This window comes from Variovorax sp. UMC13, from assembly GCF_014170375.1.
Taxonomy (GTDB): domain Bacteria; phylum Pseudomonadota; class Gammaproteobacteria; order Burkholderiales; family Burkholderiaceae_C; genus Variovorax.
In genome coordinates this window covers 230,832-244,559 of sequence record NZ_LZZW01000031.1, presented here as the reverse complement: position 1 = coordinate 244,559, position 13,728 = coordinate 230,832, and the positions used below count along the sequence as shown (strand labels likewise).

Sequence of the window (13,728 nt, the reverse complement as noted above, 5' to 3'; positions counted from 1 at the left end):
GATCAAGCGCCTGGGGTTGGATGGATGGAAGAGACAGGGGAAGAGGAGGCGGTGCGCCGATGCAGCAGGTACCAGGCCGCCGGCACGACCAGCATGCTCAGCAGCGGCGCACTGACCATGCCGCCGACCATGGGCGCGGCGATGCGCGTCATCACCTCCGAGCCGGTGCCGTGGCCCCAGAGGATGGGCAGCAGGCCGGCCATCACCACGGCCACGGTCATGGCTTTGGGGCGCACGCGCAGCACCGCGCCTTCGCGGATGGCGGCGCGCAGGGTGTCGTCGTTCATGGGTTCACCGGCTTCGAGGCGCCTGTCCAACGCGTTCTTGAGGTAGACCAGCATCACCACGCCGAACTCGGCCGCGACGCCGGCCAGCGCGATGAAGCCGACCGCCGTGGCCACCGAGATCGAATGGCCCAGCGCCCAGATCAGCCAGAAGCCGCCGATGAGCGAGAAGGGCACGGCCGCCATCACCAGCGCCGCATCGACGAAGGACCGGAACAGCAGGTAGAGCAGCACGAAGATCACGGCCAGCGTGACCGGGATCACCAACGTCAGCCGCTCGGTCGCGCGTTCCAGGTACTCGAACTGGCCCGACCACGACACCGCGTAGCCCGCGGGCAGCTTCACGGCCTGGTCGACCGCGGCCTGCATGGCGTGGACGGCGGAACGCAGGTCGCGCCCGCGCACGTCGACGTAGACCCAGCCCGAGAGCCGCGCGTTCTCGCTGCGCAGCATGGGCGGGCCGTCGGCGATGCCGATCTTCGCCACGTCGCCGAGCAGCAGCTGCGCGCCCTTGTCGGTCACGAAGGGCAGCTGCCGCAAGCGCTCCAGCGAGTCGCGGACCTCGCGCGGGTAGCGCAGGTTGATCGGGTAGCGCTCGCGGCCCGAGATGAGCTCGCCCACGTTGTCGCCGCCGATGGCGGTGGACACCACGGCCTGCACGTCGGCCACCGAAAGGCCATAGCGCGCGGCCGCGAGCCGGTCGACGTCGACATCGATGTAGCGCCCGCCCGTGAGCCGCTCGGCCAGCGCCGAGGACACGCCGGGCACCTGTTTCACGGCGGCCTCGATCTGCGTGCTCAGCGCATCGATGGTGGCCAGGTCCGGGCCCGCCACCTTGATGCCCACGGGGCTCTTGATGCCCGTGGCCAGCATGTCGATGCGGTTGCGGATCGGTGGCACCCAGACGTTGCTCAGGCCCGGCACCTGCACCGCGTGGTCGAGCGCCTCGATCAGCTTGTCGGGCGTCATGCCCGCGCGCCATTGGTCCCGGGGCTTGAACTGGACCGTGGTCTCGAACATCTCGAGCGGCGCGGGATCGGTCGCGGTGTCGGCGCGGCCGGCCTTGCCGAACACGCGCGCGACCTCGGGCACGGTCTTGATCAGGCGGTCGGTCTGCTGCAGCAGTTCGGCCGCCTTCGACACCGACAGGCCCGGCAGGGCCGAGGGCATGTAGAGCAGGTCGCCTTCGTCCAGCGGCGGCATGAACTCGCCGCCCAGCCGCATCAGCGGCACGGCCGTCAGCGCCAGCAGCAGCGCGGCGACGAGCAGCGTGGCCTTGGGGAAGCGCAGCACCCATTCCAGCGCCGGCCGGTACACGGCCATCAGGAACCGGTTCACCGGGTTGGCGGCCTCGTGCGGGATGCGCCCGCGGATCAGGTAGCCCATGAGCACCGGGATCAGGGTCACCGACAGGCCGGCCGCGGCCGCCATCGCATAGGTCTTGGTGAAGGCCAGCGGCGCGAACAGCCGGCCCTCCTGCGCCTCGAGGGAGAACACCGGCACGAAGGACAGCGTGATCACCAGCAGCGAGAAGAACAGGGCCGGGCCGACCTCCACCGAGGCATCGCCCACCAGCCGCCAGCGTTCCGTGGTCGTGGGCGGCCGGCCCTGCGCGGTCTCGAAGGCCTCGATGTGCTTGTGCACGTTCTCGACCATCACGATCGCGCCGTCGACCATCGCGCCGATGGCGATCGCGATGCCGCCCAGCGACATGATGTTGGCGTTGACGCCCTGCCAGTGCATCACGATGAAGGCCGCGAGCACGCCGACCGGCAGGGCCACCACCGCCACCAGCGCCGAGCGCAGGTGGAACAGGAAGACCGCGCAGACCAGCGCCACCACGATGAACTCCTCGATCAGCTTGGTGCGCAGGTTCTCGACCGCGCGGTCGATCAGCAGCGAGCGGTCGTAGGTGGGCACGATCTCGACGCCCGGCGGCAGGCTGGGCTTGAGCGCCTCCAGCCTGGCCTTGACGGCCGCGATGGTGGCGCGCGCGTTCTTGCCCGAACGCATCACGACCACGCCGCCGGCCACTTCGCCCTCGCCGTCGAGCTCGGCGATGCCGCGCCGCATCTCGGGGCCGATCTGCACCGTCGCCACGTCGCGCAGCAGCACGGGCGTGGCGCCGCTCGCGGCCAGCGGGATGGTGCGGAAGTCGTCCAGCGTGCGCAGGAAGCCGCGCGAGCGCACCATGTACTCGGCCTCGGCGAACTCGACCACCGAGCCGCCCGAGGCCTGGTTGGCCTTCTGCAGCGCGTCGACGACGGTCGATTGCGTGATGCCCAGCGCGCGCATGCGGTCGGGGTCGAGCAGCACCTGGTACTGGCGCACCATGCCGCCGATGCTCGCGACCTCGGCCACGTCGGGCACGGTCTTGAGCTCGAACTTGAGGAACCAGTCGTTGAGCGCGCGCAGCTGCCCGAGGTCGTGCGTGCCCGAGCGGTCGACCAGCGCGTACTCGTAGACCCAGCCCACGCCCGTGGCATCGGGGCCCAGCGCGGCGTTGGCGCCCGCGGGCAGCTTGCTCTGCACCTGGTTCAGCGACTCCACGACGCGCGAGCGTGCCCAGTAGGGATCGGTCTTGTCGTCGAACAGCACGTAGACGAAGGAGTCGCCGAAGAAGGAGTAGCCGCGCACGGTCTTGGCGCCGGGCACGCTGAGCATCGTGGTGGTCAGCGGATAGGTGACCAGGTCCTCCACCACCTGGGGCGCCTTGCCGGGGAAGGGCGTGCGGATGATGACCTGCGTGTCCGACAGGTCGGGCAGCGCGTCGAGCGGCGTGCGGGCCACCGACCACACGCCCGCGGCCACCAGGAACAGGGTCGCGATCAGCACCAGGAAGCGGTTGCCGATCGACCAGCGGATCAGGGCGGCGATCATGGCTTGCCGCCTGCCGCCACGCGCTGGACCGAGACCAGTTCGTAGCCTGTCGGGCCGCCCTCCTTGAATTCGAAGCGCACGGTGTCGCCGGCATGGATGTCCGGGAAGGCCTCGGGCGAGGCCTTGGCGAAGCCCATGGTCATCGGCGGCCACCGGAGCGTGGCGACCGGGCCGTGCGAGACGGTGATGGCGTCGGGCGCCACGCGCTCGACCTTGCCTTCGGCCTGGTGGATCGCCGCGGCGGGCGCCGAAGCAGCCGAGGCCGGTGCGGGTGCCGCCATGTTCCCCAGCACCGAGCGCAGCCGCGCCTCGGAGTCGATCAGGAATTGGCCACTGGCCACGACCTGGTCGCCTTCGGCCAGGCCGGAGAGGACCTCGGTGTCCTCGCCCTGGTCGGCCCCCAGCGACACCTCGCGCGGCGCGAAACCGCCCTCGGGCTGGCGCACGATGACCACCACGCGCTGGCCCGTGCGGATCACGGCCTCCGACGGCACGAGCAGCCCGGTGCTGCGCGGCCCCGCGACCTGCAGCCGCAGCAGCAGGCCGGGCACCAGCTTGCCGTTGCGGTTGTCTACCTCGAAGCGGGCCTTCAGGGTGCGGGTGGCCGCGTCGATCTCGGGCAGGATCTCGTCGAGCGTGCCGGCGAAGGACTGCGTTGGATCGGCCTGCAGCACGGCCCGGACCTGCTGGCCACGTGCCAGGCGCAGCGCCTGCGCCTCGGGGATCTGGGCCACGGCCCAGACCTTGTCGAGGCCCGCGATGCGGAACAGCGTGGTGCCGGGCGACACCGCCACGCCTTCGCGCACGCCCAGCTCGGCCACCACGCCGGCGCTCGGCGCCGTGAGCACGTAGCGGGCCTGCGCGGTGCCCATCGCTTCGCTGCGCCGCACGAGATCGGCCGGGATCGACAGCGCGCGCAGGCGCTCGCGCGCCGCCGCAACGATCTCGGCCGAGACGCCGGCGCGCTGGAGCGCCAGCAGCTCGTTCTGCGGCCCGAGCCAGTCGGGCGCGAAGACCGTCGCCAGGGCCTGGCCCTTGCGCACGCGCTCCATCGGCGCGCGCACCGACAGCTGCTCGACATAGCCCGCCACGCGCGTCTGCACGGCCACGTTGAGCCGCTCGTCGAACTGCACGGTGCCGACGGCGTCGAAGGACGTGGAGGTCTCGGCGCGCCGCACCTTCGCGTAGCGGATGCCCAGGTTCTGCTGCACGGCCGGACTGATCACCACGCCTGTGTCTTGCGTCGCGCCTTCGGCATAGACGGGCACCAGCTGCATGTCCATGAAGGGCGACTTGCCGGGCTTGTCGAAGCGCTGGCCCGGCACCATGGGGTCGTGCCAGTAGAGGACCTGGCGGGTGTCGGCGGCGGCAGGCGCGGCCATCGATGCCTCCATCGACGGGCCCGTCCTGAGGCCCAGGTAGAAGGCGCCGGCTGCAAGCAGCAGGGCGGCGAGCAGCGCGGCGCCGATCGTGTGGGTTCTTTTCATCGTGCCACCTCTTCGCCGAGCGGCTTGAAGGCCAGCTGGACCTGCGTCCGGGCCAGCTCGCGCTGCAAGGCCAGCAGCTTGCGCTGCGCCTCGACCTCGGCGTGCCGGGCCTCGAACAGCGTGAGCAGGCTGCCCTGGCTGGACTGGTACGCGGCCGTCGCAGCTGCCGTTCTCTGGCCCGCGGCGACGACCACCGCGTTGCGGTAGCCGTCGATGCGTTGCTGCAGGCGCTGTGCGTCGCTGGCGAGCGAGCGGTACTCGGCGGTGGCGGCCCGGGTGGCTTCGGCCAGCGCGGCCTCGGCCTTGTCGGCCAGGGCGCGCTGGGCCGCGGTGTCGCGGTCCTGGCGCTCGCCGGGCGCGATGGCCAGCGGGATGTTCACGCCCACCGACACCATGTCGGCATAGCCGGTGCGCTGGCCGTAGCTGAGGTCCCAGCTCCAGTTGGGTTTGCGGTTGGCGGCGGTCACGTCGGCGTTGCGCCGTGCCATGTCGAGTTCTCGCTGCAGCGCCGCGACCGTGGGGTGCGCGGCCACGTAGGATTGCTCGGTGGGCAGCGCGATGGCGGGCGGCGGCTGCAGGTCTGCGGGCACGACGCCGACCCAGCGCTGGAAGGCGACGCCGGCCGCGCTCTGCTGCTGGCGGATGTCGGCCGTCTCGTCTTCGGCTAGGCCTCTGGCGCCGGCCAGTGCCAGCACCTCCTGGCTGCTGCCCGCGGCCGAGGACAGGCGGGCGCGCGAGGCTTCCAGCTCCTCATGGGCGTGGTGTTCCATGCGGGTGGCGAACTGCAGGTTCTCATCGGCGTAGAAGGCGTCGACGTAGGCCAGCGCGGTTTGGAGGCGGGTGTCGGCGGTGGCGGCCCGCACCTGCACCGCCTCCCGATCGACCGCTGCATCGGCGGCCGCCTGCCGTGTCGCGCGCTTGTCGGCAGACAGCCATTCCTGGCTGATGCCGATGCGCTTCATGGTCATCGAATCGCGCGCGGTGTGGAAGCGGTCCGGCCCGGTGGCGGGCAGGTTGTCGACGCCGATGCGCAGCGTGGGGTCGGGCAGCTGGGCGGCCGCATGGGCCGCCTCGCTGGCGCTCAGGACGCCGGCCTGGGCCGCGCGGGTGCTGAGGGAGCGCTGCGCGGCGAGCTGCAGCGCGGCGTCGAGGGACAAGGCAGACGGGGACGCGGCCGCGGCAAGGCACGGCAGCAGCGCGGCGGCCCAGACGGCCGCGCGCGAGAAAGGATGGGACATGAAAACTCCGCAGACGAACGAAACAATCGCCGGCACGCGGACAGGCCGCACCGGCACCGATCAGTCGACGGAGAAGGTCAAACGCGCAGTCGGCGCGTGGAGAGGAAAACGGGTTCGGGCGGCGGATGCTGCCGCTCGGGTTCGGCCTGGCGGGGCAGGGCATGGCCCTCCGACACCAGTACCAGGGGCATCACCACGATCTGCACGATGGCCGGCAGCGAGGGCGTGGCGAGCTTCACCGGCTCGAAGGACAGCGAGAAGTCGGCCGCATGCTGGAAGCACAGCACCGGCTGGGCCATGTCCATGCCCTCGCAGGGCGCGGCGCTCGCCACCATCTCTGCCATGGCCTGTGTGTCCGGCACGTCGGGGCAGACATAGGCCGCCAGCGCCAGCTGCGAGAACAGCAGCGACAGGACCACGGCGAAGGCGGTCAGGCAGCGATGGAGGGAACGGCGGCGGGCCATGAGGCGCGGAGTGTAGCGCGGCAGGCCGCGGCCTGCAGGCGGCGGGGTTCAGGTCCTGGATTGCGATTGCGATTGCGACTGCGACTGCGACTGCGATGCCGATGCCGATGCCGAGGGTGCGACTGCGGCCGCCAACTCCTCCTGCGGCTGCACCGTCACCCCCACGTCGAGCGTGTGGCGCGCGCCGCCGTGCAGCACGCCGCGCATCGGCGAGACGTCGGCGTAGTCGCGGCCGATGGCCAGGGTCACGTAGTCCTCGCCGGGCTGGCGGCCGTTGGTCGGGTCGAAGTCGGCCCAGTCGCCCGGGCCGTCCGCGCCGGGCAGGTAGACCGACACCCAGGCATGCGAGGCGTCGGCGCCCACCAGCCGCGGCTGGCCCGGCGGCGGCTGCGTCAGCAGGTAGCCGCTGACGTAGCGCGCGGGCAGGCCCATGGTGCGGAAGCAGGCGATCAGGATGTGGGCGAAGTCCTGGCACACGCCCTTGCGCTGCGCCAGCGCCTCGACCGCGGGCGTGCTGATCTCGGTGCTGGTGGCGTCGTAGTCGAAGTCGCGGTACATGCGCTGCATCAGGTCGCTCGCCACCTCGAAGGTCGGGCGGCCGGGCAGGAAGCTGGCACGCGCGTAGGCGGCGAAGTCGTCGTGCCGCGGCACGTAGCGCGAGGGAAAGACGAAGTCCGATGCGGCATCGAAGCGCGCGCCCTTGGCATAGCGGAAGCGCTCGCGCACCGCCTCCCAGGGCAGTTCGCGCGCGATGCTTTCGGCCAGCACCGGCTCCGAGGTCTCGACCACGCTCAGGGCCTTGACCACCAGGTGCTCGTGCGTCGACTCGAGCGCGAAGAAGGCGCGCGTGTTGCCGTAGACGTCGGCCGATTCGCTGCGCTGCGCGGGCTCGGGCGTGATCGACAGCGCATGGCTCAGCAGCTTCTGCGAAGCGGTCTCGCGCGGCTTGAGGTGCGCCAGGTGCTGCGCGGTCTCGACCGGCGGCACGTAGTCGTAGCGGGTCTCGTGGGTGACGTGCAGGCGCATGGTCGTTAGGGGCTCAGGTCATACGCCTACCGAGCGCACCGACTCGGAGGTGAGCGTGAAGTAGCGGATGCCGATCGCATCCGACACATGGTAGGCCGCGGTCTCGCAGAACTCGAAGAGCTGGATCAGCGCGGGGTAGCGGCCTTCGGCGTCGGTCTCGCACAGGTGCTCGAGCGTCCACATGGCGGGGTCGGGCAGCTCGTACGACAGCGCGGTCAAGGTGCCGGGCGCGCTGCCCGCGAGCTTGGCGATGCGCCCGCGCAGCGTCTGCGTGACCCAGGCCAGCGAACGCGGGTTGTCGCCGTCGAGCACCAGCAGGTCGACCATGGTCGCGACGTCGCGGCGCTGCTGGTAGCGCGCATGGAAGGTGATGGTGCTGTCGAACAGCGCCACCATGGCCTCGAAGCCGCTGACCTCGTGCACCGCGCCGTTGGCGAAGCCCGCGGCCATCGCGCTCGACAGAAAGGCCAGCCGCTCGATGTGGCGGCCGATGGACAGCAGGCGCCAGGCGTCGTCGCGCGTCATGCGGTCGGTCTGGGCGCCGGTCATGGACGACAGGGCCGCGCTCGCGGCCTCGAGCGAGCGCAGCGCGGCGCCCGCGGCCAGGGTGCCGTCGAGCGTTTCGCCGGGTTCCTCGGTGGTCTGGTGCAGGAAGTCGATCTCGGCGCGCACGATCTGGTTCCAGTGGTCCTGCGACAAGCGCTCGCGCACCGCGGCCGCGGCCTGCCGCACGCAGCGCAGGTTGTAGCCCACGCTGCCGCCGGTCTCGACGTTGCCCAGCTCGGCGATCAGCGCGCGCTCGAACACCCGGCGCGACTTGGAGCCGATGGGCACGCCGGGCGCGATCAGCGCGTTGCGCGTGGCCAGGCCGTGCAGCCATTCGAGCAGCGTGCGGGAGGAGGGGTCTTCGCCGCCCATCAGGTCGAGCGTGATGCGCGCCAGGCGCACCGCGTTCTCGGCGCGCTCGGTGTAGCGGCCCAGCCAGAACATGTTCTCGGCCGCGCGGCTGGTCACGGGCGCACGGTGCCGCGCCAGCGAGGCCGGCGTGGCCTGCGGCTGCAGCAGCGTGGTGCGGTCGACCTCGCCGTGCGTCTGCACCCACACGTCGGCACTGCTGCCGCCGCGCTGCATCGACGCGATCTGCGCGTTGGCGCCGGCCAGCCGCGCCAGCCCGCCGGGCAGCACGCGCCAGGACTGCGCGCCGTCGCTGACCGCGAACACGCGCAGCAGCATCGAGCGCGGTGCGATCCGGCCGCGGTCGGCATGTTCCGACCAGGTCGGCATCTGCGACAGCGGCAGATAACTCTGCACCGTGTGCTCGTCGCCCTGGCGCACGATGCGGCCGGCCCATTCGTCGAGCTCGCGCCGGCCCATGCGGCTGCCCAGCACGGCTTCGAAGCTGGTGTGCGAATCCTCGCCCGGGTAGGTGGCCTTGATCGCGCAGTCGCCCAGTTGGGGCAGCGCGGCCTCGAGCGCGGCGCGCTCGCCGCACCACCAGGTCGGCAGCGCCGGCAGCTGCAGCTTCTCGCCGATCAGGCGCCGCGCCAGCGCCGGCAAAAAGCCCAGCAGCGCGGGCGATTCCAGAAAGGCCGAGCCCGGCATGTTGGCCACCAGCAGGTTGCCCGCGCGGATCGCCTGCAGCAGGCCGGGCACGCCCAGCGTGGAGTCGGGGCGCAGTTCCAGCGGGTCGAGGAACTGGTCGTCGAGCCGCTTGATCAGGCCGTGCACCGGGCGCAGGCCCTGCAATGTCTTGAGGTACACGCGCTGGTCGCGCACCGTGAGGTCGCTGCCCTCGACCAGCGTCACGCCCAAATAGCGCGCCAGGTAGGCGTGCTCGAAGTAGGTCTCGTTGTAGGGGCCGGGCGTGAGCAGCGCGATGTGCGGCGGCGAACCGGCTGGGCACATGCGCTGCAGGCCTTCCATCATCGCGCTGTAGGTGGCGGCCAGCCGCTGGACCTGCAGTTCCTCGAAGGCCTGCGGGAACTGGCGCGAGATGGCCAGCCGGTTCTCCAGCAGGTAGCCCAGGCCCGAGGGCGCCTGGGTGCGCTGCGACACCACCCACCAGTTGCCGTCGGGGCCGCGCGCCAGGTCGAAGGCCGCGATGTGCAGCCAGGTGTCGCCGGGCGGCTTCACGCCGTGCATGGCGCGCAGGTAGCCCGGATGGCCGCGCACCAAGGCTGCGGGCAGCAGGCCTTCGGCCAGCAGCTGCTGCGGGCCGTAGACGTCGGCCATCACGCGGTCGAGCACGCGCACGCGCTGCTGCACGCCGGCCTCGATCTGGGTCCAGCTCTCGGGCGAGATGATCAGCGGGAACAGGTCCAGCGACCAGGGGCGCTGCGGGCCGTCGGCATCGGCATAGACGTTGTAGGTGACGCCGTTGTCGCGGATCTGCCGCGCCATGCGGGTCGCGCGCCGCGGCAGGTCGGTGAAGCCGCCGTGGCCCAGATGTTCGAAGAAGCGGCGCCAGGGGGGTGCGAGTTCGGCGGGTTCGGGGGCCTTGGCCGTCGCAGCGGCCGCGACCGCCGGCGGCTGCGCCACGTCGTGCAGCACCGGCGCGGCGCTCGGAGCAACGGGCCGCGGCGGCACCACCGGCGTCGCCGCGCCGCGCAACTCGTCGAAATGGCCGGCCGAGGCGGCAGGCGCCAGCGCCGAGGCCAGCGCGGCAGGGGATTCGAGCGCTTGGGCTTCGAAGAGCGATTCGTTCAGGGGTTCCACGGTGCGCCGATTGTCACACCGCCGTCATCGACGGCGCCCGGGAAGACGTGACAAATCGCCGCAACGCGCATGGAAGAAGTCCTCACCGGCGCAAGTCCAGCGTGAACGGGAATTCGCGGCTGCCGGCCAATTCGATGGTGGCCGGCGGCGTCTTCATCAAGCCCGGCGTGTGGCCGGTGCGCGTGAAGCGCGACATGCGCCGGCTCTCGGCCTCGTAGGCGTTGACCGGGAAGGTGTCGTAGTTGCGCCCGCCCGGATGGGCCACGAAGTACTGGCAGCCGCCCAGCGAGCGCTTCATCCAGGTGTCGACGATGTCGAAGGTCAGCGGCGCATGCGCGCCGATGCTGGGGTGCAGCGCCGAGGGCGGGTTCCAGGCCTTGTAGCGCACGCCGGCGACGAATTCGCCCACCGTGCCCGTGGGCTGCAGCGGCAGCACCTTGCCGTTGACGGTGATCACGTGGCGGCTTTCGTTGAGGCCGGTCACGCGCACCTCGATGCGTTCGAGCGAGGAGTCGACATAGCGCACCGTGCCGCCGGCCGAGCCTTCCTCGCCCATCACGTGCCAGGGTTCGAGCGCGTTGCGCAGCGACAGCTCGACGCCCATGGCCTGCACCTGCCCGACCAGCGGGAAGCGGAACTCGAGGTGCGGCGCGAACCAGTTCGGGTCGAAGGCGAAGCCGGCCTGGCGCATCTCGCTGATCACGTCGTCGAAGTCCATCTTGACGAAGGTCGGCAGCAGGAAGCGGTCGTGCAGCTCGGTGCCCCAGCGGGTGGCGGGCGCCTTGTAGGGTTCGTCCCAGAAGCGCGCGATGAAGGCGCGCAGCAGCAGCTGCTGGGCGATGCTCATGCGCGCATGCGGCGGCATCTCGAAGGCGCGCAGTTCGAGCAGGCCCAGGCGGCCGGTGCTGGAGTCGGGCGAGTAGAGCTTGTCGATGCAGAACTCGCTGCGGTGCGTGTTGCCGGTCACGTCGACCAGGATGTTGCGCAGCGTGCGGTCGACCAGCCAGGCCGGCATGTTGGCGCCGTAGATCTCGCGGTTCTTCGCGATCTCCTTGAGCGCGATCTCCAGCTCGTAGACCTGGTCGTTGCGCGCTTCGTCCACGCGCGGTGCCTGGCTGGTCGGGCCGATGAACATGCCCGAGAACAGGTAGCTCAGCGAGGGGTGGTTGTGCCAGTAGAGCAGCAGGCTGGCCAGCAGCTCGGGCCGGCGCAGGAAGGGGCTGTCGTTGGGCGTGGCGCCGCCCATCACGAAGTGGTTGCCTCCGCCGGTGCCGGTGTGGCGGCCGTCGGTCATGAACTTCTCGGCCGACAGCCGGGTCTCGAAGGCCGCGTCGTAGAGGAACTCGGTGTGGGCGACCAGTTCCTTCCAGTTGTTGGCCGGATGGATGTTGACCTCGATCACGCCCGGGTCGGGCGTGACGGCCAGCATCTTCAGACGCGGGTCGCGCGGCGGCGGGTAGCCTTCCATCACGATCTGCAGGCCCAGCTGCACCGAGGTGGCCTCGATGGCCGCGACCAGGTCGAGGTAGTCCTCCAGGCGTTTGAGCGGCGGCATGAAGACGTAGAGCACGCCCGAGGCGCTGCCCACCTTCTCCGCGGCCGGGCCGTTGGCGCGGCGCGGGTCGCGCACCTCGACGCACAGCGCGCTGCGCGTGATCCAGTGGGCCGATTCGCCGCGGCCGGGCTGGCGCGGCGTCCGGCCGTCGGCCTCGGTCGCGCCGAGGCCCGTGGCACTGGCTGCACTGGCGGCGCTTGCCGGCGTCTGCATGCGCAGCGCCGCGCCCGAGGCCGGCGGCGTGCCGAAGGCATAGGGCACGGTGCCCATGTCGGCCTTGGGGCCGACCGGCGGGCCGGCATAGCGCGCGCGGTAGTCGGCCGCGTCGGGCAGGCTGCCCACGGGCGCGGTCGGGTCGCGGTCGATCAGGTAGGGGTAGTCGCCCTTGCGCACCCAGGGCTGCGAGTCGAGCGGCAGCCGGTAGCCCATGGGCGAGTCGCCCGGGATCAGGTACATGCGGTCGTCGCGCAGGAACCAGGGGCCGGTCTTCCAGCCCGGGCCTTCGAGCGCGGGCGCGTCGCGGTCGGCGCTCGCGGGCTCGATCGGCAGCATGTAGCCGATCACCGCGTCGAGCTTCTGCGTGAACACCCGTCGCAGGCGCACCCGCTCCATCTCGTCGTCGAGCTTGGAGTCGAAGGGGTCGACGTTGACCGGCAGCCGGCGCTCGCGCCAGAGGTAGTAGTAGGTGTCTTCGTAGGCCGGCTGGATGTAGCGCTCGGTCAGGCCCAGGCGGTGCGCCAGCACGGTGGTGAAGCGGCGCGCGTCCTCGCTGGTGTAGTGGGTGGGCACCCGCTCGTCGGCGAACAGTTCGGGGTCGTGCCACACGGGCTGGCCGTCGGCGCGCCAGAAGATCGACAGCGCCCAGCGCGGCAATTGTTCGCCCGGGTACCACTTGCCCTGGCCGAAATGCAGGAAGCCGCCGTCGCCGTATTCGGCGCGCAGCTTCTGCACGAGTTCGGTGGCATAGCCGCGCTTGGTCGGGCCCAGTGCGTCGGTGTTCCATTCGGCCGCGTCGCGGTCGCCGGTCGCCACATAGGTCGGCTCGCCGCCCATCGTGAGGCGCACGTCGCCGGCCGCCAGCCGCTTGTCGACCGCCTCGCCCAAGGCCAGCACCTCGGCCCACTGCTCCTCGGTGTAGGGCTTGGTGACGCGCGGCGATTCATGGATGCGCGTGACCACCATCTCGTGGCCGAACTCGACCTCGGCGTCGTCCACCACGCCTTCGATCGGCGCGGCGCTCGAGGGCGTGGGCGTGCAGGCCAGCGGGATATGGCCTTCGCCGGCCAGCAGGCCCGAGGTGGCGTCGAGGCCGATCCAGCCCGCGCCGGGCAGGTAGACCTCGCACCAGGCGTGCAGGTCGGTGAAGTCGACCGTGGTGCCGCTCGGGCCGTCGAGCGCCTTGACGTCGGGCGTGAGCTGGATCAGGTAGCCCGAGACGAAGCGCGCGGCCAGGCCCATGTGGCGCAGCAGCTGCACCAGCAGCCAGCCCGAGTCGCGGCAGGAGCCGCTGCCATTGGTCAGCGTCTCTTCCGGCGTCTGCACGCCGGGCTCCATGCGGATCAGGTAGTTGACGTCCGACTGCACCTGCTGGTTGATGCCGACCAGGAAGTCGATGGTGCGCTGCTCCTTGCGATCGATCTTGTCGAGGTAGGCCTGCACCAGCGGCGTGGCCGGGTCGGCCACCAGGTAGGGCGCGAGTTCCTCGGCCTGCGAGGCGGTGTACTTGAAGGGGAAGTTCTCGGCCTGCGGCTCGAGGAAGAAGTCGAAGGGGTTGTAGACCGCCATCTCGACCACCAGGTCGACCGTGACCTTGAACTCGCGTGTCTTCTCGGGGAAGACCAGCCGCGCCTGGTAGTTGGCGAAGGGGTCCTGCTGCCAGTTGACGAAATGCTGTTCGGGCTCGATGCGCAGCGAATACGAGATGACGTTGCTGCGGCAATGGGGCGCCGGACGCAGGCGCACCACCTGCGGGCCGAGCTGCACCGGACGGTCGTACTTGTAGTGGGTGACGTGGTGAAGAGCGGCGTGAATGGACATCAGTGGTTCTCGGAGCGGAGCGAGTGGCGACGTGCCTCAAGT

General features: G+C 71.1%; 7 protein-coding genes. All 7 read right to left on the bottom strand.

Translation table 11 applies throughout. From position 1 onward, the window contains the following. Positions 1 to 2 precede the first annotated feature (2 nt). The 7 genes from A9977_RS26180 to A9977_RS26150 all read right to left on the bottom strand — a co-directional run bounded on the left by A9977_RS26180 (position 3) and on the right by A9977_RS26150 (position 13,686). On the bottom strand, positions 3 to 3,164 hold the full coding sequence (locus A9977_RS26180) for an efflux RND transporter permease subunit (protein ID WP_183027718.1): 3,162 nt from the start codon (positions 3,162 to 3,164) through the stop codon (positions 3 to 5). Next, positions 3,161 to 4,651, bottom strand: a complete 1,491-nt coding sequence (locus A9977_RS26175) for an efflux RND transporter periplasmic adaptor subunit (protein WP_183027717.1) — start codon at positions 4,649 to 4,651, stop codon at positions 3,161 to 3,163. Before A9977_RS26175 ends, A9977_RS26180 begins: the two co-directional genes overlap by 4 nt. Next, the gene (locus tag A9977_RS26170) at positions 4,648 to 5,889 is read right to left on the bottom strand and encodes a TolC family protein (protein ID WP_183027716.1); all 1,242 of its coding nucleotides are present in this window, start codon (positions 5,887 to 5,889) and stop codon (positions 4,648 to 4,650) included. The genes A9977_RS26175 and A9977_RS26170 overlap by 4 nt, the downstream gene beginning before the upstream one ends. A 77-nt stretch (positions 5,890 to 5,966) precedes the next feature. Next, a complete protein-coding gene (locus tag A9977_RS26165; protein WP_183027715.1) occupies positions 5,967 to 6,353 on the bottom strand; it encodes a hypothetical protein in 387 nt (128 codons plus the stop codon). 48 nt (positions 6,354 to 6,401) lie between these two features. Further along, positions 6,402 to 7,379, bottom strand: a complete 978-nt coding sequence (locus tag A9977_RS26160; RefSeq protein WP_183027714.1) for a transglutaminase family protein — start codon at positions 7,377 to 7,379, stop codon at positions 6,402 to 6,404. Between the two features lie 18 nt (positions 7,380 to 7,397). Beyond that, positions 7,398 to 10,094: a circularly permuted type 2 ATP-grasp protein gene (locus tag A9977_RS26155; protein ID WP_183027713.1), complete on the bottom strand. Its 2,697-nt coding sequence runs from the start codon at positions 10,092 to 10,094 to the stop codon at positions 7,398 to 7,400. Between the two features lie 82 nt (positions 10,095 to 10,176). Continuing rightward, positions 10,177 to 13,686, bottom strand: a complete 3,510-nt coding sequence (locus A9977_RS26150; RefSeq protein WP_183027712.1) for a DUF2126 domain-containing protein — start codon at positions 13,684 to 13,686, stop codon at positions 10,177 to 10,179. Between the last annotated feature and the right edge of the window lie 42 nt (positions 13,687 to 13,728).